The organism is Brevibacillus sp. FSL L8-0520, from assembly GCF_037963895.1.
GTDB lineage: Bacteria > Bacillota > Bacilli > Brevibacillales > Brevibacillaceae > Brevibacillus > Brevibacillus borstelensis.
This window is the reverse complement of the sequence record NZ_CP150171.1, coordinates 655831-680701: the sequence shown is the minus strand read 5'-3', so window position 1 is coordinate 680701 and position 24871 is coordinate 655831. Positions and strand designations below refer to the sequence as shown.

General features: G+C 51.7%; 30 protein-coding genes. 4 read left to right on the top strand and 26 right to left on the bottom strand.

All coding sequences use genetic code 11. The features are described 5' to 3' along the window. Nucleotide 1: 1 nt before the first annotated feature. The 4 genes from tsaB to NSQ24_RS03710 form a co-directional block, all read right to left on the bottom strand. The gene (gene tsaB, locus NSQ24_RS03725) at nucleotides 2-724 is read right to left on the bottom strand and encodes a tRNA (adenosine(37)-N6)-threonylcarbamoyltransferase complex dimerization subunit type 1 TsaB (protein WP_003389772.1); all 723 of its coding nucleotides are present in this window, start codon (nucleotides 722-724) and stop codon (nucleotides 2-4) included. Beyond that, complete coding sequence (gene tsaE / locus NSQ24_RS03720) at nucleotides 724-1176, bottom strand: tRNA (adenosine(37)-N6)-threonylcarbamoyltransferase complex ATPase subunit type 1 TsaE (protein ID WP_339167264.1); 453 nt, start codon at nucleotides 1174-1176, stop codon at nucleotides 724-726. Before tsaE ends, tsaB begins: the two co-directional genes overlap by 1 nt. Nucleotides 1177-1180: 4 nt before the next feature. Beyond that, complete coding sequence (thiL, locus tag NSQ24_RS03715; protein ID WP_122958044.1) at nucleotides 1181-2206, bottom strand: thiamine-phosphate kinase; 1026 nt, start codon at nucleotides 2204-2206, stop codon at nucleotides 1181-1183. Nucleotides 2207-2326: 120 nt separating this feature from the next. After that, nucleotides 2327-2806: a SprT family protein gene (locus NSQ24_RS03710; protein ID WP_024985088.1), complete on the bottom strand. Its 480-nt coding sequence runs from the start codon at nucleotides 2804-2806 to the stop codon at nucleotides 2327-2329. Nucleotides 2807-2920: 114 nt separating this feature from the next. Here NSQ24_RS03710 and NSQ24_RS03705 point away from each other — a divergent pair, with 114 nt between their 5' ends. Both NSQ24_RS03705 and cmpA read left to right on the top strand, forming a co-directional pair. Continuing rightward, complete coding sequence (locus NSQ24_RS03705; protein ID WP_003389776.1) at nucleotides 2921-3256, top strand: hypothetical protein; 336 nt, start codon at nucleotides 2921-2923, stop codon at nucleotides 3254-3256. 203 nt (nucleotides 3257-3459) lie between these two features. Beyond that, a complete protein-coding gene (gene cmpA / locus NSQ24_RS03700; protein WP_122958045.1) occupies nucleotides 3460-3582 on the top strand; it encodes a cortex morphogenetic protein CmpA in 123 nt (40 codons plus the stop codon). Nucleotides 3583-3617: 35 nt separating this feature from the next. On the opposite strand, the gene NSQ24_RS03695 is transcribed toward cmpA, so the two are convergent. From NSQ24_RS03695 to NSQ24_RS03635, 13 genes are all read right to left on the bottom strand, one after another. Then, a complete protein-coding gene (locus tag NSQ24_RS03695) occupies nucleotides 3618-5780 on the bottom strand; it encodes a Tex family protein (protein WP_339167262.1) in 2163 nt (720 codons plus the stop codon). A 229-nt stretch (nucleotides 5781-6009) separates the two neighbouring features. Continuing rightward, complete coding sequence (gene sigB / locus NSQ24_RS03690; RefSeq protein WP_003389779.1) at nucleotides 6010-6798, bottom strand: RNA polymerase sigma factor SigB; 789 nt, start codon at nucleotides 6796-6798, stop codon at nucleotides 6010-6012. After that, nucleotides 6773-7258 carry an anti-sigma B factor RsbW gene (gene rsbW / locus NSQ24_RS03685; RefSeq protein WP_003389781.1) on the bottom strand — a complete coding sequence of 162 codons (486 nt, stop codon included), beginning with the start codon at nucleotides 7256-7258 and terminating at the stop codon, nucleotides 6773-6775. Before rsbW ends, sigB begins: the two co-directional genes overlap by 26 nt. Next, nucleotides 7258-7584, bottom strand: a complete 327-nt coding sequence (locus NSQ24_RS03680) for an STAS domain-containing protein (RefSeq protein ID WP_003389782.1) — start codon at nucleotides 7582-7584, stop codon at nucleotides 7258-7260. The genes rsbW and NSQ24_RS03680 overlap by 1 nt, the downstream gene beginning before the upstream one ends. A 24-nt stretch (nucleotides 7585-7608) precedes the next feature. After that, nucleotides 7609-8607, bottom strand: coding sequence for a PP2C family protein-serine/threonine phosphatase (locus tag NSQ24_RS03675; RefSeq protein WP_003389783.1), 999 nt, complete (start codon nucleotides 8605-8607; stop codon nucleotides 7609-7611). Between the two features lie 27 nt (nucleotides 8608-8634). Beyond that, nucleotides 8635-9015, bottom strand: a complete 381-nt coding sequence (locus NSQ24_RS03670; protein ID WP_327926871.1) for an anti-sigma regulatory factor — start codon at nucleotides 9013-9015, stop codon at nucleotides 8635-8637. A 210-nt stretch (nucleotides 9016-9225) separates the two neighbouring features. Beyond that, nucleotides 9226-9576, bottom strand: a complete 351-nt coding sequence (locus NSQ24_RS03665; protein ID WP_003389786.1) for a type II toxin-antitoxin system PemK/MazF family toxin — start codon at nucleotides 9574-9576, stop codon at nucleotides 9226-9228. Between the two features lie 3 nt (nucleotides 9577-9579). Further along, complete coding sequence (locus NSQ24_RS03660) at nucleotides 9580-9879, bottom strand: CopG family ribbon-helix-helix protein (protein WP_024985091.1); 300 nt, start codon at nucleotides 9877-9879, stop codon at nucleotides 9580-9582. A gap of 165 nt (nucleotides 9880-10044) precedes the next feature. Next, nucleotides 10045-11247: an alanine racemase gene (gene alr / locus NSQ24_RS03655; RefSeq protein ID WP_339167259.1), complete on the bottom strand. Its 1203-nt coding sequence runs from the start codon at nucleotides 11245-11247 to the stop codon at nucleotides 10045-10047. A 3-nt stretch (nucleotides 11248-11250) separates the two neighbouring features. Next, nucleotides 11251-11691 (bottom strand): hypothetical protein, encoded by a 441-nt coding sequence (locus NSQ24_RS03650; protein ID WP_003389791.1) that lies wholly within the window; start codon nucleotides 11689-11691, stop codon nucleotides 11251-11253. Between the two features lie 396 nt (nucleotides 11692-12087). Continuing rightward, on the bottom strand, nucleotides 12088-13122 hold the full coding sequence (locus NSQ24_RS03645) for a DUF4367 domain-containing protein (protein WP_339167257.1): 1035 nt from the start codon (nucleotides 13120-13122) through the stop codon (nucleotides 12088-12090). 249 nt (nucleotides 13123-13371) lie between these two features. Then, nucleotides 13372-13761, bottom strand: coding sequence for a holo-ACP synthase (gene acpS / locus NSQ24_RS03640; protein WP_003389793.1), 390 nt, complete (start codon nucleotides 13759-13761; stop codon nucleotides 13372-13374). Nucleotides 13762-13885: 124 nt separating this feature from the next. Beyond that, nucleotides 13886-14053 (bottom strand): gamma-type small acid-soluble spore protein, encoded by a 168-nt coding sequence (locus tag NSQ24_RS03635; protein WP_003389794.1) that lies wholly within the window; start codon nucleotides 14051-14053, stop codon nucleotides 13886-13888. Nucleotides 14054-14267: 214 nt separating this feature from the next. Here NSQ24_RS03635 and NSQ24_RS03630 point away from each other — a divergent pair, with 214 nt between their 5' ends. Then, entirely contained in the window at nucleotides 14268-14519 is a 252-nt protein-coding gene (locus tag NSQ24_RS03630) for a glutaredoxin family protein (RefSeq protein WP_024985093.1), read from the top strand. A 22-nt stretch (nucleotides 14520-14541) separates the two neighbouring features. Here NSQ24_RS03630 and NSQ24_RS03625 read toward each other — a convergent pair whose 3' ends face one another. From NSQ24_RS03625 to NSQ24_RS03600, 6 genes are all read right to left on the bottom strand, one after another. After that, on the bottom strand, nucleotides 14542-14877 hold the full coding sequence (locus tag NSQ24_RS03625) for a metalloregulator ArsR/SmtB family transcription factor (RefSeq protein WP_003389796.1): 336 nt from the start codon (nucleotides 14875-14877) through the stop codon (nucleotides 14542-14544). Nucleotides 14878-15129: 252 nt separating this feature from the next. Continuing rightward, complete coding sequence (locus tag NSQ24_RS03620) at nucleotides 15130-16422, bottom strand: arsenic transporter (protein ID WP_338462628.1); 1293 nt, start codon at nucleotides 16420-16422, stop codon at nucleotides 15130-15132. A 181-nt stretch (nucleotides 16423-16603) separates the two neighbouring features. Beyond that, nucleotides 16604-17356 carry a phosphate ABC transporter ATP-binding protein PstB gene (gene pstB / locus NSQ24_RS03615; RefSeq protein ID WP_024985095.1) on the bottom strand — a complete coding sequence of 251 codons (753 nt, stop codon included), beginning with the start codon at nucleotides 17354-17356 and terminating at the stop codon, nucleotides 16604-16606. A 36-nt stretch (nucleotides 17357-17392) separates the two neighbouring features. Then, nucleotides 17393-18250: a phosphate ABC transporter permease PstA gene (gene pstA, locus NSQ24_RS03610; protein ID WP_003389799.1), complete on the bottom strand. Its 858-nt coding sequence runs from the start codon at nucleotides 18248-18250 to the stop codon at nucleotides 17393-17395. Continuing rightward, complete coding sequence (gene pstC, locus NSQ24_RS03605) at nucleotides 18250-19197, bottom strand: phosphate ABC transporter permease subunit PstC (protein ID WP_227277995.1); 948 nt, start codon at nucleotides 19195-19197, stop codon at nucleotides 18250-18252. The genes pstA and pstC overlap by 1 nt, the downstream gene beginning before the upstream one ends. Nucleotides 19198-19287: 90 nt before the next feature. Beyond that, entirely contained in the window at nucleotides 19288-20289 is a 1002-nt protein-coding gene (locus NSQ24_RS03600; RefSeq protein ID WP_172920114.1) for a PstS family phosphate ABC transporter substrate-binding protein, read from the bottom strand. Between the two features lie 180 nt (nucleotides 20290-20469). Between NSQ24_RS03600 and NSQ24_RS03595 the strand changes: the two genes are divergently transcribed. Next, a complete protein-coding gene (locus NSQ24_RS03595) occupies nucleotides 20470-20664 on the top strand; it encodes a DUF378 domain-containing protein (protein ID WP_003389804.1) in 195 nt (64 codons plus the stop codon). 77 nt (nucleotides 20665-20741) lie between these two features. On the opposite strand, the gene NSQ24_RS03590 is transcribed toward NSQ24_RS03595, so the two are convergent. The 3 genes from NSQ24_RS03590 to NSQ24_RS03580 all read right to left on the bottom strand — a co-directional run bounded on the left by NSQ24_RS03590 (nucleotide 20742) and on the right by NSQ24_RS03580 (nucleotide 24662). Next, on the bottom strand, nucleotides 20742-21284 hold the full coding sequence (locus NSQ24_RS03590) for a GerMN domain-containing protein (protein ID WP_024985096.1): 543 nt from the start codon (nucleotides 21282-21284) through the stop codon (nucleotides 20742-20744). 39 nt (nucleotides 21285-21323) lie between these two features. Further along, complete coding sequence (locus tag NSQ24_RS03585; protein WP_039070421.1) at nucleotides 21324-23063, bottom strand: N-acetylmuramoyl-L-alanine amidase; 1740 nt, start codon at nucleotides 23061-23063, stop codon at nucleotides 21324-21326. A gap of 153 nt (nucleotides 23064-23216) precedes the next feature. Continuing rightward, a complete protein-coding gene (locus NSQ24_RS03580; RefSeq protein WP_024985259.1) occupies nucleotides 23217-24662 on the bottom strand; it encodes an IS1182 family transposase in 1446 nt (481 codons plus the stop codon). Nucleotides 24663-24871 lie beyond the last annotated feature (209 nt).

The following is a 24871-nucleotide window of genomic DNA, read 5'->3' as shown; positions in this document are numbered from 1 at the left end:
GCTATTCCTTCACCCCGCATGCGGGGTTTTGGGCCAGCCACTTGGCTTCGGCCTCTGCCAGCTGCAAGTATTCGGGAACCATTTCGTGCGGATGACCACCCTCTGCGAGCTTGCCCAGAGCAGCAAGACCGATGTGGGCAGCTCGCGGATGATTGTGGGTTGCAGGCGCAAAAAGGGCTTGTTCACCCAACTGCTCCGCGATCGTCTCCCGGTGAATGCGCAAATCCTCTCCCATAAACAGAACGCGCTCATTCCCAGCCTGTTCCTTTAACGAAGCGAGCCAATCGCGAAGCAGCACCAACCGCTCTTCGGCTACTACAGACAGTTCCGCCCAGTCTTTTGTCCGGAAGGCCCCTGTATAGACCTGTCCGCGCCTCGCATCGAAGAGCGGGACGATCAAGCCGGAGAAGCCTCGCGCATTCATAGCGACAGCCTCAAGGCTGGAGACGCCGATCACCGGTATTTGAAGCGACCAGGCCATGCTTTTTGCCGTGGCCACACCGATCCGTACACCCGTATAAGAGCCTGGCCCTTTTGCAACTCCGATGCCAGCCAGCTGTTCCGGCAATGTTCCCGTTTCATCCATCAACTCGGAGATCGCGTCCATCAGGCGGACAGAGTGGTTTTTCTGCTGATTCGTCGTCAATTCAGCCAAGATCCTGTCCTCTTCGACTACGGCCACGCTCAACACGAGATTGGATGTATCCATTGCAAGTACCCGCATCACCAATCAATCTCCTCACACAATTTCACATAGCGATCCCCCCGGGGAATCAGTTGAATCCGCCGGGCATCATCGCCTTCCGACCGCAGGATGACAGTCAGCCGTTCCGGCGGCAGCACGTCCTCGATCAGAGAAGCCCACTCCACCACAGTGACGCCTTCCCCAAAAAAATAATCGTCCAGCCCGAGCGAGTCCACGTTCTCTCCCACCCGGTAGACGTCCATATGATACAGCGGCAAACGCCCTTCATATTCCTTGATAATCGTAAAGGTGGGGCTGTTGACTGTTCCTTTCACCTCAAGGCCGCGAGCCAGTCCCTGGGTGAAGGTCGTCTTGCCCGCCCCCAAATCCCCCTCCAGGGCGAGAAAGTCGCCGGGGAGCAAGCGGACACCCAATTTTTCCGCAAAGCGCAAGGTCTCTTCTACGCCTGACGCATTCCATTCGTACTTCATCCTGTCACCCTTTCCTGGCATCGGCCTTGCCAAAATGGTTAAATCCCGCTTTCGCAACCGGCTCCCAGCGCGAATTGCGGTTCATCACTACCGATGGTCCGCCCGCTTCCACCCGCCCGATCACGGTAAACGGGATCCCCTGCTGCGCAAACAGCGCTCCGATCCTTTCTTCTTCCACCGCTTCAATCGTTCCTGCAAGCTGATAGTCTTCTCCTCCGTACAATGCCCAATGGAGAGGATCTTTTCCCTTGTGAGACGCATACATGCGGGTTGTTTCCGCTACCGGGATCAACTCCGCTTCGATCCGCAGACAAACACCGCTGGCTTCGGAAATCTCCCACAATTCAGAAGCAAGTCCGTCACTGACGTCGTTTAGCGCTCCTGGATTCGCAGAGGCTGCCAAAATGCGTCCTGCGGCAACCTGGGCCACCGGTCTCTGGTGAAAAGCAACCAACGGCTGCCACATCTCCTCTACAGCTTCTCCCGTTTTTGCCGTTTGCAACAACAGATCCAGGCCGGCTGCCGACCCGCCTACATGCCCTGTCACAAATACAAGCTGACCAGGCTTCGCTGCTGACCGGAGCAACGCCCGTCCCTTTTCCACCTCACCCATCACCGTAACAGACAGTGAAAGAGCGGCGGGGCTGGACACCGTATCGCCGCCAATCACACGTACGCCGTAGGCCTCGCACGCAGCGTAAATGCCGTCGTAAATCTGCTGACACTCTTTTGCTGTCCAATTTGGCGAGACGGCAATGCTGATCAACGCGTATTTGGGAATGCCCCCCATGGCGGCCACGTCGCTGATGTTGCTAATGACGGCTTTGTAGCCGATGTCGCTCGGGTTCATCGTCTCTTTGAGGAAATGGACAGTCTCTACCATGGCGTCGCAGCAGGCTACCACTTCCCTGTCTGCTGGCAGCGAAAACACCGCCGCGTCATCTCCGATCCCTACGCTAAGCCCGTCGCCTGTTTGGCCGGCGGAGCGGCTCGTCCACCGCCTGATGAGGGAAAACTCGTCGTACGTCACTACTACCGCTCCTTTAGTTTACAGTGCCTTCATTATACCGCCCTGCTTTCAAAGCACGCAAGGAAACGGGCGCACAGCCCGGACAGGCTTTTCCGTGCTGCCGCTGCTCTCCGGCTGCCATCAGCCCTGCTGCTTTGCCGCTGTTTCCAGCTCATACAGCCGCAGCTTTCCTGAACAACGGCCGCAGCGGTAACGGGCCGGATTGATTTTTCGCTTTCGTTTGTACCGCATCTGGCAGGCTTCACACACAAGCTCATAGCGATACGGAAGCCGGGTTCTTCCGCCGCCGACCTCCTGGCAGTAGCGACTTCCCCCCACTTGCTTGAGCAGCTCCTGAAAGTCGCGATCTTTATGCTGGTACCCTTTCTTTTCCAGGTGAAGATGATAGTGGCACAGCTCATGCTTTACGATCCCGATCAGCTCTTCCTCTCCGTGCTGCTCCAGATGGCGAGGGTTGATCTCGATGTCGTGGGAACGAAGCAGGTAACGTCCCCCTGTCGTCCGCAGCCTGCTGTTGAACCTGGCCTGGTGACGGAACGGCCTGGCAAAATACTGTGCAGAGACCGCTTCGACCAGTGCTTGCAACTCCTGATCTGTCATTGTTTTTCCTCCCCAGCTGAAGCTTGTACCTCGACGATAGCAGTTTTGGTTGAAAAGTGCCAGAGCAATACAGTACACTTATTTGATGAGATCATGAGATTGGTGGGGAAACTGATGCGCTATTTAATCTTGCAGGAACAAACTGGGCTGCGCTTTGTCGCCATGCCGGAATCCCATATGTATCAACTGGTCGCTCTTCTGAAACGGCTTCAAAAGGAGATCGACAAGCTGACCATTGCAGAGCGTCCGCAGCTTCCGACGGTCATCGCGGAATGCGCCGAGCTAGAGCTTCTCTCCGATGCGTTTCAAACAGAAGATGGTCTGGCGTACGTCAGCCGGCTGGAGAGCCATTTCTCCTCTTTGCAGGAAACGGTTTATCCGCTGATCTCGTTGTTGACGGAGATTCGCGCTTTGCAGGCACAGCTTGAATTCCTGCTGGAAGATGAGTAATCTCTTTTCGGAGGCTTTGCGAAGCCTCTAGTACCCAAAGGCCGAAAGTCTCGCTTTCTTACGTGCTTTCACAGTTCTGCTTTGTTGCTATATACGAACAACTGCAAATTACTCGTTTACGAGTCGTGCAAAGAAAAAAGGTACCTCCTGTGTGTTTGCCGCATACATTGCCAATATAGGAATGACACCAGGAGGTACCCTTCATGCCACAATGGATGCGCAGGCAATTGCAGCGTGCCTTCTTCGGGAAGGACGTCCGGCAAATTCGATTGCTCAACAGCTGTTGGTTTTTATACTGGGAAAAACACGGCGGCCGCCCTCAATAGGGTGGCCGCCTTTTATATGCTTACAACAGCTTGTTCTATAAATCCTGTGGCGGGATTAAAGTCAATCCGACCCGTTGCCGTTTTTCATCGATATCGACTACCCATACATCCACAATGTCTCCGACGGTCACCACGTCCAACGGGTGTTTGACAAACCCTTTCCGCAAGCGGGAAATGTGGGCCAGGCCGTCATTTTTCAAACCGATATCGATAAACGCCCCGAAATCGACCACGTTTCTTACCGTTCCCTGCAGCTTCATCCCCGGGCTGAGGTCAGAGAGCTGAAGCACGTCGCTGCGCAAAAGCGGCTTGGGCAGCTCGTCGCGCGGGTCACGGCCCGGGCGCAGCAGACTGTCGACGATATCTCGCAGCGTCGGTTCCCCGATTTCCAGCTGCCGGGCAACCGTCGGCACATCGAGTCCCTGCAGCCGTTCTCGGCAGGCTTCGCTGCCAATCTCTTCGGCAGACAGCCCGATCAGGTCCAGCAGCTTGTGTGTAGCCGGGTATGATTCCGGGTGAATCGGCGTTTTGTCCAGCGGATTTTCCCCGTCCATAATCCGCAAGAAGCCTACGCATTGCTCGTAGGTTTTCGCTCCCAGTCTGGGAACTTCCTTGAGTCCGGCCCGGCTCGTAAATTTTCCGGTCTCTTCCCGCTTTTTGACGATGTTCGCCGCCACCTGCTTGCTGATGCCGGACACGTATTGCAGAAGCTGCGGCGACGCCGTATTGACGTCTACGCCTACGTGGTTGACCGCCGACTCGACGACGAATTGCAGGCTTTCCGCCAGGCGCGACTGGGAAACGTCGTGCTGGTACTGTCCGACGCCGACCGACTTGGGATCGATTTTGACCAGTTCGGCCAGCGGGTCCTGCAGTCTGCGGGCGATGGAAATCGCGCTTCGTTCCGCGACGTCCAGATCGGGGAACTCCTCCTTGGCAAGGGCAGAAGCGGAGTACACGGAGGCCCCTGCCTCATTGACGATGATATAGGACAGATCGCCCTTCACTTCCTTCAACACGCCGGCGATAAACTGTTCCGTCTCGCGAGACGCCGTTCCATTTCCAATCGTAATGATCTGTACCCCGTACCGATTGATCAGTTCCTTTACCTTGGCAGAAGCTTCGGCTACCTTGTTTAACGGAGGAGTCGGATAAATGACGCCTACCTCCAAAAGCTTGCCTGTCTCATCGACGACAGCCAGCTTGCAGCCTGTTCGATAGGCCGGGTCTACCCCAAGCACAACCTTGCCCTTCACAGGCGGCTGCAGGAGCAGATTGCGCAGGTTTTCCGCAAAAATGTGGATCGCCCGCTCTTCGGCGACTTCTGTCAGCTCGTTTCTTACCTCCCGCTCGACAGAAGGCTGGATCAAGCGCTTGTAGGCATCCTCCGCCGCTGTCTCCAGCCACGGCCGCGCTACCGTCTCCCGCGGAATCAGCTTCCTTTTCAGATAGAGCAGAATCTCATCGACAGGAGCCTCAACTGATACCTTCAGGATACCTTCGTTTTCTCCGCGGTTAATTGCCAACACGCGATGAGGCGCGGCCTTTTTCAACGGTTCACTGTATGCGTAATACATCTGGTAAATGTTCTTCTCGTCTGCTTCGGCCGCCTTCTGCTCCGATATGATCGTCCCCTTTTGAAAGGTACGCTCACGGGTCCACTGGCGAATCTGGGGATCATCCGACACCTGCTCGGCGATGATGTCCATCGCTCCTTGCAGCGCCTGCTCCGCCGACTCCACCCCTTTTTCCGCGTTTATGTACGCTTCCGCTTCCGCCGCCGGATCTCCTGATTTCGGAAGGGTCAAAAGGTAGGCAGCCAATGGCTCCAACCCCTTCTCTTTGGCCATCGTCGCCCGCGTTCTGCGCTTTTGGCGATATGGCCGGTACAGGTCTTCCACTTCCTGCAGCTTTGCCGCCCGTTCGATCGAAGCCTTCAGCTCTTCGGTCAGCTTGCCCTGCTCCTCGATCAGCCGGATTACCTCTTCTTTTCGCACTGACAGGTTGCGCAAGTAGCGAACGCGCTCCTCAATCGCCCGTATCTGGGTCTCATCCAATTGTCCGGTCATTTCCTTGCGGTAACGGGCAATAAAGGGCACTGTATTTCCTTCGTCCAAAAGGGCGATGGTCCGCTCTACCTGATGCCTTTTGATTTCCGTCTCCTGAGCGATCGTCTGGATCATCAACGTTAGGTCCATATTCTACCTCCTGCGCTCATCTACGTGGTTATTGTACCACAACACCTGTCTCGCCACCGGCAAAAATCAGCCTGGAACCAAGCGAGAATCCCTGCTCTCTCCAGATCCTGGGAGGATACGTGCCCCTTTTACATACACCGGATATTCAGTGCAGCAGAATGCAAAAAATCGCGGCATGCGAAGCTGACAAAAAAAAAAAACGGAGGATGCACGCACCCCCGCTTGTCATTTACGTTGTATATTCCTGCTGATCGGTCCGAAGAACTTCCCGAAGCTTGCCCAGCGCTCTCCGCTGCAGCCTGGAGACGTGCATCTGGGACATCCCGAGCAGTTCTCCCGCCTGCTTTTGACTCAAATTTTGATAAAAAGTAAGATGTATGATTTCTTTTTCCCGATGGTCGAGTGCATGAAGCGCCCGGTCGAGCAGCATGTGCTGATCGATGCGATCATAGCCGCTGTCTTCCGAACCGATCAAATCAAACAGGGTAATGGTATTGCCGTCGCTATCCGCCTCCAGTTCGCTGTCCATGGAAAGGGAATGATAGCTCCGTCCCATCTCCAGCGTTTCCAGAACCTCTTCTTCGCTGACGCCCAAATACGCCGAAATATCTGCAATCTGCGGGGAGCGCTGGAGCTTGATGGTCAATTCGTCCACCACCCGCTTGATTTTCGGGCTCAGCTCTTTTACCCTGCGGGGAACATGGACACTCCAGGTCTTGTCCCGTATGAATCGTTTCATTTCTCCGACAATAGTCGGAACAGCAAAGCTCTCAAAGGAGCGGCCAAATGCGGGATCAAACCGCCTGAGAGAAGCTAAAAGTCCGATCATCCCTACCTGGACGAGATCTTCATAGGGGATCTGTCCCCGAACAAACTTTTTGGCAAGGGACTCTACCAAAGACGTATAGGCTTCGACCAATTCTCCTTGGAGGACACTGTCTCCCGTCTCTCGATATTCATTGACCAGCCTGACCAACTCATCTCGACTATGCTTAGGCTTTCGAGATTGCCCGGTCATCGCAAGACACCTCATCCCGCTGCAAGTACTTGGTCATTGTCACTGCCACTCCGTCATTGCTGCTCACTTGCACTTCGTCCATCACGGAGTGAATCAGATACAGTCCCAAGCCACCTTCCTTCACTTCGTCAATATCTACATCAGGACGGATCGGTGCCGGCGCTTCCTGTCTATCCTCCAACGGGAGGCCCTTTCCTTTATCCCTTACTTCCACCACAAGCCGATCAGCAAGGAGCCAGCATGAAAGGCGCAGTTGGTCATTTCCTTGCGGGCAATCGTAGGCGTGTTCGACTACATTGGTGCACGCTTCCGCCACCGCGAGCTTGATGTCTTCGATATCTTCATACGGGAATCCCATCCGGTTGGCAATCCCCGAAACAGTTAGGCGGGCAATGCTGACATACTCCGCTCGAGCTGGCAGCGTCAATGTAATCACATCTGCCTCCGGTCTCTGACCCATTATTCGCTCTCTCCTTTGTGAGGCACCATTCTTTCATACAAGCCGGTTATACGAAAAAGCCGTTCCACACGAGGCGACAGATTCTGCACAGCAAGCTCACAGCCTGTCTGCTTGCAGGCCTTCATTGCAGCAACAAAGGTACCGATTCCCGTGCTGTCGATATACTCTACCGCACTCAGATCAACAGCAACCCGCTTTACCTCTGGCCGATTTACCAAACAGAGCAGCAAGTCCCTCAGCTTCGATACGGTATACGCATCGATTTCCCCTTCCAGGTACAGCAAATGTTGGCCGTCCTGGCTGTTCTCTCTGATCATAAGCTCCATTCTGTTTCTCCTCCCTTGCTTGCCTTACGTTCTCCGAAGCACAATCATGGTGTAATCATCCGGCAGTTCAAATTGAGAGAGAAGCAACAGTCTGCGGTACAGATGGTTAGCCATCTCCTGTGCAGACGCACTCGTTTCCTCCTCCAGGAGAGAGACGAGTTCTTCTCTTTGTATGTAATATCGGCCAATCTTTCGTTCCGTTACACCATCTGTCAGAAGGATCAGAAAATCTCCGGGCTCCAAATAAATCTCACGTTCTTCGTATTCGCTGCCCGCCGCAATGCCTAAAGCCGTCCCGCAACCCTCCAGATCGAAAAATCGGTTCTCCCGAGCCCGATACAAAAATCCGGGCTCCTGGCCCGCTGTAGCGTAGCGAAACACGTGCTGAGCCGTGTTATAGCGGCCAAATTGCATGGTTACAAACATGCATGGGTCGATATTTCGTTCAACAACGCTGTTTAAATGTCTCAGCATGTTGCCCGGAGCAAGCTTCATCTCTCCCAGGCTGTCCATCGCGTACCTGAGCATCGACATACACATCGCAGCGGGGATGCCTTTTCCGGTGATATCCGCAATGGCAACAGTGAACTCACTTTTGCTTTCACAGAGGAAATGATAAAAATCTCCGCTCATTTCCTTGGCCGGAATACTGATCATGCCAATGTCTACATTCGGATATTGCGGAAGCGTTTCTGGCAGCAGCGTCTGCTGCATTGCGGTCGCGATGGCGATTTCAGCCTGCAGCTGTTGATGGCGGCTTCGCCAGCTGTCAAAGGAGCGGTAGGCATTGCCGTACTCGATCATGATTTCGGTGAGAATTTGAAAGGAATCTTGTATAAACTCCGGTACATCTCCCAAATGCTCCAGAACGTTTGCGTGCATATCGGTTACTTCCTCAGGAGAAATATTCCGTGAGAGCAGCCACTTTCCCAGTTGTTGAGCCAGGTATAGCTGGTCTTCTCGCTTTCCTTTCAGATAATCGCGCACGATCCGCGTGTATATGTCCTCATTTTCCTGACTCATGAACAGGCGTCATCTCCCCTCGTTCCCTTACCGCCATTTAATGACGACAACCTGTGTCCCCTCTCCCGGACTGCTCTCCAAAGAAAACTCGTCCATCATACGTTTCACGCCTGGCAATCCTGCTCCGAGCGCCCCGGAAGTGGAGTACCCGTCCTCCAGCGCTTTTCGCACGTCTTCTATGCCAGGTCCAGAGTCAGATGCGATGATCCTAAGTCCGACACGTTCGCCCTCCTCGAGAGGCTCTATCAATACGTTTCCGTGACCGGCATAAAGGAAAATGTTCCGTGCCAGCTCGGAAATCGTAGTGGCAATCCGCGATTGCATGATCGTCCCAAACCCCAGGCTTTTCGACAAGTTTCGACCTATTTGTCTAGCTGTGACTATATCTGCCTCTGAATATATCGTTATGTTATATGAATGAAGCCCTGTCACAACAAGAAACTCCTTCCATCGACGAGCTTTTCAGCAGTCGGTTAAACATGCAAAACGTGTCACTTTTTGTCTTTTTTCTTGTACACCATTCGATGCCAGGGCGCAAAATCCCTGCAATCACAGCAAAAAAACCACTGGCTATCCAAGTGGTTTTTCTTTCCTGCTCGTAATATTACCATTCCTTATTTAAAAGTCAATGATTCCCAGGCTAATTTGCAGCGATTCATTGACTCGATCCATCATCTCGTCGTCCAGATGAGTGATCTTATCGGTCAGTCTTTGCTTGTCAATGGTTCTAATCTGTTCTAACAAGATGACGGAGTCACGATCAAATCCATACATTTTTGCGTCAATCTCTACATGCGTCGGCAGTTTTGCTTTTTGAATCTGCGCTGTGATGGCAGCGACGATGACCGTCGGACTAAATCGATTGCCAATATCGTTTTGGATGACTAATACGGGTCGCACGCCTCCCTGCTCGGAGCCGACGACCGGTGACAGGTCAGCGAAAAATACATCGCCCCGTTTGACAATCACATGTCACACCCCGCTAACTAAGCGGACAAGAGTATGGTCAGCCTCTTCTTCAGCGCCGAATGCCTCCGATGCCATTTTCAAGTTGATTTTCGCCATTTCCATGTACCCTTTTTGCATGGTTTCGCGAATGACGCGCTTTTTGCGCTCCTTCAGATACAGGTGCATCGCTTGGCGAATAAACTCGCTGCGATTGGATTTTTCTTTTTGAATTACGCCGTCCACTTCCTGAAGCAAGTGTTGTGGCAGGCTGATCATGATGCGTTTCGTGTTTGACTTGGACAAGACAAATCCACCTCCAACCATGACCGTAACATCCGCAGTGCTTGTTACCACTTACCAGTATGGGTCACTACCATTATGTCGAACCATTTGCAAAAATATACCTGTCCGGTCGCTTCGGGAATAACCCGATTTTGCGCTTTACTAGTATTCGTGCTTTGCTCCGAAATTCCTGCCTGCTTTTTGCTGCTAGTTATTGACACTTTGTGCTGGCGCATGTGTCATCGTCAACGGATGAAACACCTCCGACACTTTCCCGTCTTTGCGATAAACACGCGGAAGCCGGTAATTCAGCATGCACGGAATCTCATAATTGATGGTCCCCACGAGCTCAGCTACTTCGTCCAATGAAATTTCTTCCGTTCCCAGGCGACCGTAGAGCACTACTTCGTCGCCTACCTTCGCGGAAGCGCCATTCAGCCTGACCATGATCTGGTCCATGCACACCCTGCCGACAATGGGAGAACGTCTGCCCTCGTGCAGAACAAAGCCGCGATTGGACAACGACCTGGAGAAGCCGTCTGCATAGCCGATCGGGAGCGTGGCGATTGTTTCACCTGGCTTGGCGGTGTACGTAGCTCCATAGCTTACCGTCATTGCTTCCGCTGCCGTTTTCACATGGGAAATGCGAGTTTTCAGGGACAACGCCGGCACCAGCTTCACCTGTTCCCGCTGCTTCAAAAACGGAGAAGGATATAACCCGTATAAACCTATGCCCAAACGGATCGTATCATACCCCCATTCAGGAAAGACAATCGCGGCGGCCGTATTGCAGCAGTGCACGCGCGGAAGCGTTTTTCCCGCCTCGCGAAGGGCGGCCAGCAGCTCCTGAAATTGCCGGTGCTGACGTCTGACATGTGTTGTATCTTCTTCATCCGCACAGGCGAAGTGGGTAAATATTCCTGTCCAATCAAGGAACGGACTTTGCTCCAAGGCTCTCACGACGTGAAGAAGCTCCTCGGCTGTACGCACTCCGAGTCTTCCCATGCCGGTATCCGTTTTGATATGGATGCCGATCGGCTTTGCACCGGCTTGCTCGATCCGCTCGTTCGCCTGTATGATCCAGTCGGCATGGTAAGCGGTCAGTTCAATTCCGAGCCGGCTGGCAGTTTCGACAGAGTCGACCGGGGTATAGCCGAGAACAAGGACAGGGGCAGTAATTCCCGCCTCGCGCAACACGACTGCCTCGTCCAGCATGGCTACCGCCAGTGAATCGGCGCCGCTCCGCAATGCCTCCTGGCCTACGTGCACGGCCCCGTGCCCGTATCCATCCGCTTTGACTACGGCCATAATCCCCGTTGTTTCAGGAATATGCCGACGAAAGCTTGCTACATTGGCCGAAATGGCGTCCAGATCTACCTCTACCCACGTGTCGCGACAAAACGGTTTCATTTGCTATCTCCTCTTTTTGCCCTTTTGGTATAGATACAAGCGTTCATTCAAGTGATTGAGAAACTGCCTGGAAACCATCAGCGACTGGCGCTTTCCGCCCACTCTGTACAGATGGCGCCCTTCAAAAATCGGTTCCACCTCGGAAAGCGGATAACTGGTTTCCTGTCCGCTCATCCGAATGATCAGGTGAGTCTTTGTCAGTGTATACGAGGGACGCAGCGTGAATTTGTACAGGAACGGGGCCAAGCCAACCACCGCAATCGCGATGGCAAAAGCAAAGATCTTGAATGCGTCCGTTCTGGAGTCAAAGAACTGCGACAACAAAAGCATTCCGATGACAAAGGCTAGCGTTTCCATAATCCGCATCTTCATGCTTTTCCGCAAAAGAAGGTCTTTATACCCCGATTCCTCTTGATACAAAATGTCGTTCGACTGTTTCTTCATGAATACCGCTTCACCTCATAGCATAGTTACTCTGACTTTATCTCTTTTGGACAGAAGGTGTCAATTCGTTAAGCACAAATGTATGGTTTTTTTCATATAATACGGACACTTTGCGATTTGGAAAGGGGCCCAATAACGTCAGGCGAAGAGGCCCCTGTCCCTTCCCCTGCCCCGCTGAAAATCCATAGAACTAGGCTGTGATCACAATCGGATACAGGGACTTTCCTAGGAAAACACTACCGTAAGAATTTAAACAAAAACACGCCTGATCCTGCATAGGACCGGGCGTGTTTGTTGCAACATCTTTGATTTGCGAGAAAGGAAAACGGAATCTCAGTGTGATGCGGACATTTCTCTTGCGCTCAAAGCTGAAACTGCGGCGGCTTGGATTCGTCCTTATTTTCCGCCCAAACCGTATGTGGATTGAGCTACCTGAACCATTTCAACCTCCGGCAGGTCTCCCGTCAGCGTAAACTCGACGCCGTCCAGCTCCCAGGTCAGATAACGCTGATTATCTGCCGTTTGGGTCAGCACCCCGATCGTAAATCCGAGGTCGACAGGCATTCCCTGTTCATATGAAACGGTGGCCTCGGTCGGACGGGACTCGATCAGCTTGTAGTTATACGCTCCGTTGTACTGCAGGACGATCGTCTTTTGACCATTCCGGGTAACCGGCTCAATGTCTCCCTGTTTCACACCTTCAGGCATGTACGTTGGAACGATGACCCCGAACTGGCTGTTCGGCTGCTGGCTTGGCTGAGATGCCTGTGCCATCGTCGGGATGACAGACATCGAGCTGGCTGTCATGTTGCGATCTTTGTCAAAGGCATCTTGATCAAATGTCGGATTAAACACAAATTCCGTGAAGTTGATCTTGACCAGCGTATCCAGATTGGAATCCATGATCTCTGCGCGTTTTGGTTTCAAGTCTTCTGTCAGCCAAATTTTTTGTTTCGTGAGCGAGCGGTTTCCACTGTAATTCGCTTTTACTTCAAACACGTAGTCTTTGTTGTCCATGTTCATTTTACGCTCGGTATCGTCGATAATGCTGCGGGCGAGCGTTTCGTAGAGATACAGCGGCCCATTGTTTTCCGGCCATCCGCTTTGGAAACGGAAGCTTTTTTTCAAATGGGGCGTAAGCACAAACACACCTTCGTTATTTCGCAGGATGATCTGTGTGATTCCCCGCTGCTTGGAGGTGAGGGCTACCCGGTAGTTGGTCGGCTTCTCGTACCAGACCTCCACATCGTACTCCATGGGAGTCGAGCTGGTTTGCATGGTCAAAACTGCTTGTGATTTGTAGCCCCCCATTTTGTCCAGCGTACTGCCTAGATCATCGACAATGTCCTCCGGTGTCTTTTGACCGAAGCAGCCGCCGAGCAGCAGAGAAAAGACCAACAAGAGCGCCAATGGAAGTGCTGCCCGTTTCATTCAAAGAACTCCTCCTTGTCTGCATTTTTCGACGAAGAAGGGCTCCCCTGTCTATTTCCTGGGAAATCTGTCATTCTTTCATCCGATCAGCGCATATCTTGTCATCCTCTGATGGGCCGCAGGTGTTAGTCTATCGCTGATTTTCAGCAAACTTCCCATTCTGGCTAGAGCAGGTAGTCCCTCCTAATCTACGCGATATAAATCTATGTCCCATCTCGTCCCAATATGCAGACAAGTTGCAGTTGTCCTCTATTCTTTCGATTCGATGACCACCTGCGCTACTGCGTACTCTTTGCTGTGGGAAATGCTTACATGGATTCGCAGCTTGGAGGGGTCATGTCCGATCCGGTTGCATGCCGCCTCGGTAATCGTCAGTTCCGGTTTTCCTGTCGTCCCTGGGGCGATCTGAAGGTCATGCAGACCTACAGCCCCACCGATGCCGGTCCCGAGCGCCTTGGCTCCTGCTTCTTTGGCTGCAAAGCGCCCTGCTACGTACTCAGCCAGCCTTCCCTCTGGTTTCCCCTCTAGCAGCTTCCTTTCCGCTTCCGAAAAAATCCGGTGAAGCAGCTGCGGCTGGCGCTTTAAAATCGCTTGAATGCGATGAATTTCAACGATGTCAATGCCGATGCCAACTATCATACCAATCATTTCTCCCCGACTTATTTTGCTGCCAACATAACACTTACGATCCATTATTGGCAAGCACACAAATAAAACACCCCCCGCAATCGCTGCGGGGGGAGAGGCGCTCTTAAAGGGTTTGTTATTCAGTCGGTTGTTGCTGCGCTTGTTGAGCCGCATTCGCAGCGGATTGCTGGTTTTGGCGGCGTACTTCCGACACGTTGGTTTCGCTCGCAAACTCAGTTGCGTTCGTAGCGGTTTGGTTGCGCATCGCTTGGTTCATACCTGCTTGCTTGTTTTGTTTCGGCATGGTCTTTTCACCTCCTCGACGTCACTGAATATAATGTGTGCTGAGCAATGCCCCCGTATCCCCGCCTGTTTTTTCCTCACCTCGACAACAGGGGGTTAAATCCCAGCCGCTAATCAAGCCGCGTTTGGTTATGCTATAACGAGAAGCAGGAAGAGCTGCCGCCTGCCGCGAATATGTACGTTCAATGTAAAAGCATGAGAGGAGCAAATGGACTATGGCTCAAACCGTTATTATTTATACACAAAAAACCTGCGGCCCTTGCCAGGAAGAAAAAATGTGGCTGTCGCAACAAAACGTTGCCTTTGAGGATCGCGACATACGTGAAAATGACGCTTATTTTCAGGAAGCGATTGGACTTGGGGCCAGCATGACACCGGTTACTCTGATCGAAAAAGATAGCGGCGACCGTATTGTCATCCACGGATTTGACAAGGAACAACTAAAAAAAGCGTTGGATCTTTCCTGATCCAACGCTTTTTTCCTATACGTCAACCTAGCGAATGCGCTGCTGTAGCCTTTTTGTCCTTTACGATTGGCGACATATCCGGCAAATGCTGCAAAATCTGCCGAATGGCGGGTGAACACTCCGTGTTAAGGGAATAAAACACCCAAGGTCCCTTGCGTTTTTCTTTAACCAAACCGTGTGTCTTCAGTTTGGCCAAGTGTTGAGAGACAGATGGTTGGGACGTTTGCAGAATCTCCACGAGATCTCGTACACAAAAGGATTGTACCTGCAAGAGAGCCATGATCGTCAAGCGTGTTTTGTCGCCGAGCAGTTTGTAAATCTCAGACAAATACAACACCTGCATCAAATCTGTGTCCATAAAAACCCACCCTTTGCCTTGCGTTTCTGATTACAAGTATACTACACGGACATAAGGCAGGGAAGATATGATGTCGACAGATCGGTGAACGCTTGTCTTTTTCCCGGTCAATTCGCTCCGGCCGTGATCGGAGCAAGCACTTGAAATCAGCGCCATTCGTGGATGTATCCGACTGTTTACCGCAGTGAAAAAGAAAAGCGCTCTCTTGGAAGCGGTTTTTGCAGTTTTTTCCATTGCCCGACGTCCATTTTTTCATCCAAATATCCGCAACGTCAAATACAGACCGGTCAATGTGATGAACAGCGTAGGGACAGTCAGGACGATGCCCGTCCGAAAATATTGCCCCCACGTAATCCTGACACCTTTGTTGTTCAATACGTGCAGCCACAAGAGCGTCGCGAGCGAGCCGATCGGCGTAATTTTTGGCCCCAGATCGCAGCCGATGACATTGGCGTAAATCAGCGCTTCCCGGACGATTCCTTCGGCCCCTGACCCTTGAATCGCCAGAGCGTCGAACATGACTGTCGGCAGATTGTTCATGAGCGAAGAAAGTGCTGCAGCGACAAATCCCATGCCCAATGTGGCGGCGTACAGTCCGTGGGCCGCAAACAGTTCCAGCCATCCTCTGACGACTTCAGTCAGCTGCGCATTGTGCAGCCCCCATACGACCACATACATGCCAATGGAGAAGATGACCACTACCCACGGAGCCCCTTTCAAGATACGTTCTGTCTCGATGGCGGGACTTCTCCTCGCCGTCAGGTAAAAGACAAGGGCGGCACCGGTTATGATCAGCGATACGGGAATATCCAGCCACTCGCTCGCGAAGAAACCGGTCAGAAGCACAGCCAAAATCAGCCAGGACAGCCGAAACATCCTCACGTCCCTGATCGCTTCTCGCGGCTCCCTTAGCACACTGGTTTCATAGCGACGCGGGATGCTTTTACGGAAATAAAGAAACAGAACAAGCAAGCTGCCGGCGACAGAAAACAGATTGGGCAGCAGCATCCTGGCGGCGTATTCGGCAAAGCCGATCCCGAAGTAGTCGGCGGAGACGATATTGACCAGATTGCTTACCACAAAAGGAAGAGAGCTGGTATCGGCAATAAAGCCGCTCGCCATGACAAAAGCAAGCACCATTTGCGGCTGCAGCTTCAACGCTCTCACCTGCGCCAGCACAATCGGGGTCAAAATCAGCGCAGTCCCGTCATTGGTAAACAGCGCCGAGACAAGCGTGCCGAGCAAAATCACATACATAAACATCAGACGGCCATTTCCTTTGGCCAGCCTCGCCATGTGCAGGGCTGACCACTCGAAAAAGCCGATTTCGTCCAAAATCAGGGAAATAACGATGATGCCAACAAGGGAAATCGTGGCGTTCCAGACAATTCCCGTCACCTCGCCGACATCCGCCATCGTGACGATGCCTGTCGCCAATGCGAGCAGTGCACCTCCCACTGCCGGGTAACCGATCGACAATCCTCGGGGCTGCCAGACCACGAGGATGAGTGTCACAGCAAAAATGAGTAATGAAAGCCAGACCACGGTTGTGTTTCTCCTCTCTGTTCTGCACATGCTAAAGTCGTGTATTCATTACATGGCGAAAAGCTCTCCTCTTTTTGGCGAAGACAGCTGGCAGAAGCAGCCGCCAAAGACCTTCCCTGTCAGGACACACCAAAAAGAGCGGACTTTTGTGTCCGCTCTCTTACGATACTACAGATTCTCTTTAACCGAAACGTCCTGTAATGTAATCCTCGGTTCTCTTGTCACACGGATTTTGAAAAATGACCGGTGTGGAATCGAATTCAACCAGCTCTCCATTCAGGAAAAAGGCTGTCTTGTCGGAGATGCGGGCTGCCTGCTGCATGTTGTGCGTAACGATGACGATGGTGTAGGTCGTTTTCAGCTCATCGAGCAGTTCCTCGATCTTTGCCGTAGAAATCGGGTCCAAGGCCGATGTCGGTTCATCCATGAGCAAAATTTGCGGATTCACGGCCAGAGCGCGAGCAATGCAGAGGCGTTGCTGCTGGCCCCCGGACAAGCCATAGGCCGGTTTCTTCAAAACATCCTTTACTTCCCCCCACAGGGCTGCTGCTTTCAAGCTGCTCTCCACGATCTCGTCAAGCTTGTTGCGGTCTGTAATGCCGTGCAATCTGGGGCCGAAGGTAATATTTTCGTAAATGCTTTTTGGGAACGGATTGGGCTGCTGAAAAACCATGCCGATATTTTTGCGCAAAATCTCTACGTCCACCCTGGACTCGTAGATGTCCTCGCCGACGACCTTCACACTGCCGTCGATTCGCACGCCCTGAATCATGTCATTCATCCGGTTCAACGTCCGCAGGAACGTCGATTTACCGCAGCCGGAAGGTCCGATAAAAGCAGTGATGCTGTTCGCTTCAATCTCCATATTGATATTGTGCAGGGCTTGGTGTTGTCCATAATACAGGTTCAGATCGCGTACCTCGATGATACTCACGGTTGCCAGACCCCTCTCTTTGTAAAAGTTCCTCTATTAATAGCGCTTCTGATATTTATTGCGAAGGTAAACCGCGGTCGCATTCAGTGTAAACAGCACGATCAACAGCACGATAATACCGGCGGCGGCAATCGCCCTAAACTCATCCTGCGGCTTGGATGTCCAGCTGTAGATCTGGATCGGCAGGACCGTAAACTGGTCGAGCGGAGAGCTCGGTACAAAAGCGATAAACGTAACCGCTCCGACTACGATCAAAGGCGCCGTCTCTCCGATCGCACGAGACAGGGCCAGAATAAAGCCGGTCAAAATGCTCGGAAATGCAGCGGGAATCACGACGCCCCGAATGGTCTGCCATTTGGACGCCCCCAGCGCATAAGAAGCATTTCGCAAATGCTGCGGCACGCTCCTGATCGCTTCCTGGGAAGCGACGACGATGATCGGCAAGACCAGGAGAGCCATCGTCAGCGCACCGGACAGAATCGTGCGGCCAAACAGAAAGCCTTCCACGAACAAACCGAGACCCAAAATCCCGAAGACAATCGACGGTACGCCGGCCAAATTGTTGATATTGACCTGAATCAGGTTGGTGAACCAGCCCTTTTTCGCGTACTCTTCCAAATACAGCGCCGTTCCAATCCCCAAAATAAAGGCGACTGGCGCGGTTATGCCAATAATCCACAAGCTGCCGAACAGCGCGGACAAGATACCCGCCTTTTCCGGAAAACGGGAGGCAAAGCTGGAGATAAACTGCCAGTCCAGCCAGCCAAGACCATCTGAAAGGATGCGATATAGCAATATGCCCAGGGCAGCTACACCTAGCAGCGTAGCGAGCAAAAACACTACGCGGGAGGCCCTGTCATAGATTTTTCGACGAGTCAGATTTCCTGCCGACATCAATACTCCTCCTTGTAGCGGCGCGTAATCCACTGCGCAATGATGTTAATGCCAAGAGTAAGAAGGAACAGAGTCATGCCAACAGCAAAAATGGTGCTGTACTCAATCGAGCCATGCTCGATGTCTCCGCCGCTGACCTGAACGATAAAGGATGTCATCGTCTGGATGCTTTCCAGCGGATTGAGCGTCAGCTTGGGCGTAGCTCCGGCCGCAATCGTCACGATCATCGTCTCTCCGATCGCGCGGGAGCAAGCAAGTACAAATGATGAAATAATCCCCGACAGGCCTGCAGGCACGACGACTTTGGTCGCTACCTCCAGCTTGGTCGCTCCCAGCGCGTAGGCGGCATCCCGAAGCGAACGGGGAACGGCCACCATCGCGTCCTCACTCAAGGAAGCAACCATGGGGAGAATCATGATACCGACCACGATACTGGCGGAAAGGGCGTTGAACACCCCGGTATCGGGAAAAATGCTGCGGATGAGCGGCGTGACAAACGTCAAGGCAAAGTAGCCGTAAACGATTGTCGGAACACCCGCGAGAACCTCCAAAATCGGTTTAATCGTTCGACGCACTTTTTCATGCGCATATTCGCTTAAATAAATCGCTGTCATCAGCCCAAACGGCAGGGCAACGAGACAAGCCCCCAGCGTAATCAGCAAAGACCCGGACAAGAGGGGCAAAATGCCAAAGTGCTGCGGTATAAACAACGGCGTCCACTTGGTGTCCGTTAAAAAGGAAAAGAGCGACACTTCTTTGAAAAAGCTGATCGTTTCAAACAAAAGCACCATGACGATGCCGACTGTAGTCAAAACGGATACGAAGGCACACGCGATCAAAAACGTGCGGATGCCGAATTCTCTATTTTTCTTCTCGTTTTTGACGACAATCTGGCTTTTTTTCGAGCGTACTTCCTGATTTAATGTTAGTATTTCTTGTCTACCCAACGTGAACATCCCCTTTCCTCTCGCGGACAGAGGGAAAAGTGGCGTTATCTCGATCATAACGCCACATTCCTCGTGCACCCGCTGTCAGGATTACTGGATCTTGGCAAGCGATTCTTTGTATTTGTCATCGGTCAGCGGTACGTAGAATACCGATTTGACCAGTTCAGGAGCGTTTTCCAGATAGAACTTCACAAACTCTTTTACTTCCGGTTTTTCCAGGGACTTTTTGTTTGCATAGATAAAGATCGGGCGAGCCAAAGGCTTGTAGGTACCGTCTTTGATCGTGTCAAAAGTAGGCGTTACCGCATTGCCATCGCCGTTGTCGATCGGAACCAGCTTCAGCTTGTCTGCATTTTCTTCGAAGTACGCATAACCGAAGTAGCCCAAGCTGTTTTTGTCGCCGGCAATACCTTGTACCAGCACGTTGTCATCTTCACTGGCGGTGTAGTCAGGACGGCTCTTTTTAGCCTCGCCTACAATCGCTTCTGTGAAGTATTCGAATGTTCCGGAATCCGTTCCCGGCCCGTACAGCTTGATTTCTTCAGCTGGCCATTCCGGACGAACGTCTTTCCATGTTTTCACCTTGCTGTCCGGCTCCCAAATCTTTTTCAGTTCATCGACTGTCAGCTTGTCAACAAAGCCGTTTTCCTTGCTGACGACGACGGAGATACCGTCATAGGCAACCGGGATTTCAACGAAATCAATTCCTTTTTCCTTCGCTGCTGCCGCTTCTTTTTCTTTAATGGGACGGGAGGCATTGCTGATGTCCGTTTCGCCGGCTGCAAACTTCTTGAAGCCGCCGCCTGTACCCGATACCCCGACCGTTACCTGTACGCCAGGGTTTGCTATTTGGAACTCCTCCGCAGCCGCTTCCGTGATCGGGAATACGGTGGAAGAACCATCTACTTTAACAGTTCCCGACAGATTGCTGGCTGTTTTGTTATCAGCTGCAGGAGTCGTTGCCTCCGTGCCGCCGGTAGAACCTGTAGCGCCATTGGAGCTTGGAGCAGATGTTGCGCTGTTGCTGCCGCATCCGGCGAGAATGGAACCTGCGAGAGATAGTGCCAGCATCAAACTACCGAGTTTTTTCACGATGAAAATCCTCCTTAAAATCGGTTTGTTTTCCTCTTTCCACTTACAGATGATACAGGCGGAATGTTGTTCTATTGTTTTGGCTTTGTAAAGCTTTCTTAAAGATTGGCCATTTCGTTGAGTAATCGCTTGATAAAGTGGGCAGACTATTACTACTTTTTTCAAGGAGTGAAACATACGATGGATAAACTGGCATTGATTCTCGTTATTATCGGTGCTCTCAACTGGGGATTGATCGGCTTGTTCCAGTTTGACCTCGTCGCTACCCTGTTTGGCGGAGAGAATTCGCTTGTCAGCCGAATCGTATATACTCTGGTTGGGCTTGCTGGCATCTACTCGATCAAGTTTTTGGTAGGCGACCGGGAACGGGCTTGACAGAGTGAAGCTTTCCGGAACAATAAAAAAGGCACATCCTGACCATCCAGGACGTGCCTTTTTTACGATTTATCGGTTTATTGTCTGGTTAACGGCTCATCGATGCTTACATGACCCATCAGCGATTCAGTCGGTTTTCCATCGACCAGGATGACGATTTTCTGTACCTCGTCAAACTGGAAGAGCGTATCCTTCAACGCATCAATCGCCATTCCTTCCCCGCTGGAGCCAAGGTTGTAGACGTTTTTGCCGTCTGCATCAATCGTCAGCGTGCCTTTGTCGAATGTGACAGAGTGGTAGTGAAAGTCCTTCCACAACGGCGCGTGAGCTTCATCCTTTGGCTTTTCCAAAAGGGCTATCGCCTGCTTGTACTTGTCCAGATCATCTGTGTAAGCAATCTCCTGCTCTTCTTTCTTCAATTCCATCAGATTGTCATCGGTGTAATAAAGAGCGATCGTTTGCTTCGTTTTCTGCTGCTCTGTTTCCGGCTGAGCAGCGGAGCCGGGCGTCTCCGTTTGTTCCGCGGGCGGCTGCGCTTGCGGCGCCTTTCCCTGACCACATCCTGTGACCAGAAGGATCGCTGCAGCTGCTGTCACCCAAAACGTCATGCGTCTTTTCATCGGAAACCTCCCTTTCTCATCCATGCCCTTCGCAATTTCTTAGTGGTAGGACTGATAGTATTCACGGATGGCTGCCGCGAGTGCTTCCGCCACCTTTTGCTGGAACGCCGGGGACGTCAATTTGGCATTCTCCCCCGGATTTGAGAGGAACCCTGTCTCCGTCAAAACGGCAGGCATCGTCGTATGCTTGATGACATAGAAGCCTGTCTGTTTCACCCCGCGATTCGGGAACTGTGTCGCCCCTTGCAGGTGACGGTGAACGACCTCGGCCAGATTCTTGCTGTTGGCGTTATAGTAAAAGGTTTCCGTCCCGCCGGTGGTCGGCTTCGTAAATGAATTGGCGTGGACCGACAGGAACAGATCGGCGTGCCGCTCATTGGCAAAAACAACGCGCTCGTCAAGTGTCAAATACACATCTGTAGAGCGTGTTGCTTCTACCTGAAACTCCGGATACTGCTTCAAAAGCTGTACCAGCTTGTTGGCGACAGCCAGCGTGAAGTCTTTTTCGATATTTCCGTTCACGCCCTTGGCGCCTTGATCCTTGCCTCCGTGACCGGCATCCACTACGATGAGGAATCCCGTCTTTTTCGGAACAGGCGAAAGCTTTACTTCAATGCCGTCTTCCGTATACTCCAGATTATACTTGCTCTTCTGGTTGAGCTCAATGACGACACGCACAGTTTGCGGCGATGCGCTGTACTGACTGTAGCGCACGTCTTGCACCAGAGTGTCCTTTTTGCTTTTTTCTTCGTCTTCGTGCTCAGCAGCTGCGGATTGGTCATCTGCTTCGTCCGACTCCCGTGAAGCGTCCGTGTGGCGATTTTCTTTGTCGTCGTCATCCTGATCGCTGCCTTTCTTTTTCTCGTCAGCGTCAGCATCCTGATCTTCATCGTCCACACTTGTTTCCCCGCCCTCGTAGTCGTCAGAGTTGCTGCTTTTCTTCAGCTTGTCCAACAAATCCTGATCCAACTCTGTCTGGGGCAGGTCCAGGACAATCCGATGCGGTCCTTGCAGGACGAACGCATTGGCCGTCACAGGAAGGCTTGTTTCAATGCGCACAACCTCATCATCATGGGTAACTCCCGTGAAGTAAGCGAGCCGTTCAATCTCCACCCGGTTTTTCCCCTGATCCCAGGTGAAACGTCCACCCAGCTCAGCCTCCAGCTCTTCCAATGGCAGAGCCAATTCGCCGTCGATGGTGAGTCCGCGGTCCGGATGCTTCCATACCTGTCCCTTTTTCCCTACCTGTTCGGCTGCGGCTTGGGCAGATATGTACAGCTTGTCCCCGTACTGGAAGCCTTTGAGAGACAGTGTTGGCTTATTGCCATTGTAGCGCATTTCCGGCGTTTCATTGGCAATGACCGTACGCGAAGCGTTGTCCCACCCTACCGTCACTCCAAGCGATTCCCCGACGAATCGCAGCGGCAGCAGCATTCGCTGATTCCGCATGACAGGAGGAGTATCCAGCTGCACTTTTTTTCCGTTCACCAGTGCATTTTTGGATCCGACCGTAAGCTGCAATGTTTGCGGGCCTCTTGTTATCACGGCCGTTCGCGTGGCCTGATTCCAGTCCACCTTGGCTCCGAGACCTTCCGCTATGACTCTGACTGGCACCAGAGTACGGCCTTTTTCAATGATCGGCGGTACATCCGGCTGTACGGCTTGTCCCCCAATCATCAGATGAACCGATGGGGCCGCAGAGCTTCCTGCAGCTGACGCCCACCCGGGGATGATGAGCAGGAACAACAATACAAACAGCGGTAACAAACGTGTTTTCATCCTGACCTCCTTCATGTTGTGTTTTCCTCTGGCAAAAGAAGCCGAGCGAATGAATTGCCCCGTATAGTTAGACGCAGCACCACCTGCAAAGTTTGTAGTCTTTTGGTACTAAATTCGGTCGAATACTGAAAAAAAGTGCCGAAATTCGGCACTTCAGGTTGCAGACAAACTCCCTCGCTGAACGAACAGCAGAGGGAGTTTGTTTAATAATTTGATGAAAATACCGAAGGTGTTTTGATCGTTCACCTTTTGGCGACCTGATTTCCATAGCCAGGTCGCCATTTTTTTCAAGTTCATGGCAGCGAAAACAAGCATCGCCTGCATCGTGACCTTCTCCAGTCCTCGTAAGGTCGTCCAACGCATGCCATGCTTTTCCTTCATATCAGCGAATACACGTTCAATCGTTTCTTTCCGTTTGCTATAGATTTGTTTGTTTTCCTCGGTATGCCGGAGGTGGTCTACCTCTTCGAGGTAATCAGCCCAGATGTGGCGACTCACTCTCTTTGTGTAGTCTTTACTTTCCGTGCATTGTTTCAAGAACGGACAACTTCGGCAAACTTGAGAATTTGATCGATAGATACGGTACCCATCCTTGTTTGTTGTCTCATATGTTAAGATTTGCTCGTTCGGGCAGATGTAGCAGTCGAAATATTCATCATACACATATTCGTGCTTTTTAAAAAAACCTTCTTTGGTGCGTGGTCTTGTGTAGGGCATAACGGGGCGAATCTGGTCATCAAGGAGTGTTTTACTGATGTAAGGCGTCTTGTATCCCGAGTCCACTGCCACAGCTTGAGGCTGTGCAAACGTCTTTCGCACTTGATTCAAAACATCCTCAAAAACCTGACTGTCATGCACATTGCCTGGCGTTACCTTGGCACCAAGCACAAATCCATTTCGATCACATGCTGTATGAAAACTATAAGCAAATACACGTTCCTTTTCCCCTTTTACAAACAATCCGCAATCCGGGTCAGTTGTGCTGACTTTCACCTCCTTCTTCGAAGTTTCTGTCTTTTTTTCAAGGGGCTTCTTTCCATGTGCAATACGATCCTGATTGATTTCTTCGTCCAGCAGCTCTTGATATTTCTTCGCTTGTTCTTCAACGATTTCTTTCACGTATTTATGCTTATTCGCACTGGCTTTTACATGCGTAGCATCAATGAAAAGCACATCAGGCTTCACGAATCCATGATGAACCGCCTCCTCCAATATTCGAAGGAAGATCGACTCGAAGAGTTGAGTATCCCGAAAACGGCGAACATAGTTCTTGCCTAGGGTCGTGAAATGGGGAATGGGCTGACTGAAATCATAGCCAATAAACCACCGATAGGCAACATTGGTTTCGATCTCTTTAATCGTTTGTCGCATGGAACGAATTCCAAAAATATATTGGATGAAAGCAATTTTAACTAAGACTACAGGGTCAACACTGGGTCTGCCATTGTCATGACAGTAGAGGCTTTCCACCAAGTCATAGATGAACGAAAAGTCGATTGCATTTTCAATTTTTCTTACGAGATGATCTTCTGGCACCAACTCATCTAGCGAGAATGCAGATATCTGATAACGCCCTTCGGCCTCTTGCTTATTAAGCATAATGCCACCTCTAAAAAATAACTTTTGAAAACGTAACATGTTCTATATTCAACAAAAAAGCCTGCAGACCCTGTTCCTTACGGAACTTTGTCTACAGGCTGAAGTGCCGAAATTCGGCACTTAAATACACAAATAGTCTTCGCATGATGTTTCCAAGTAATAAATGTCAGCTTTTTTAACAGGGGGATTTGACCTTGTCAATAAAACGA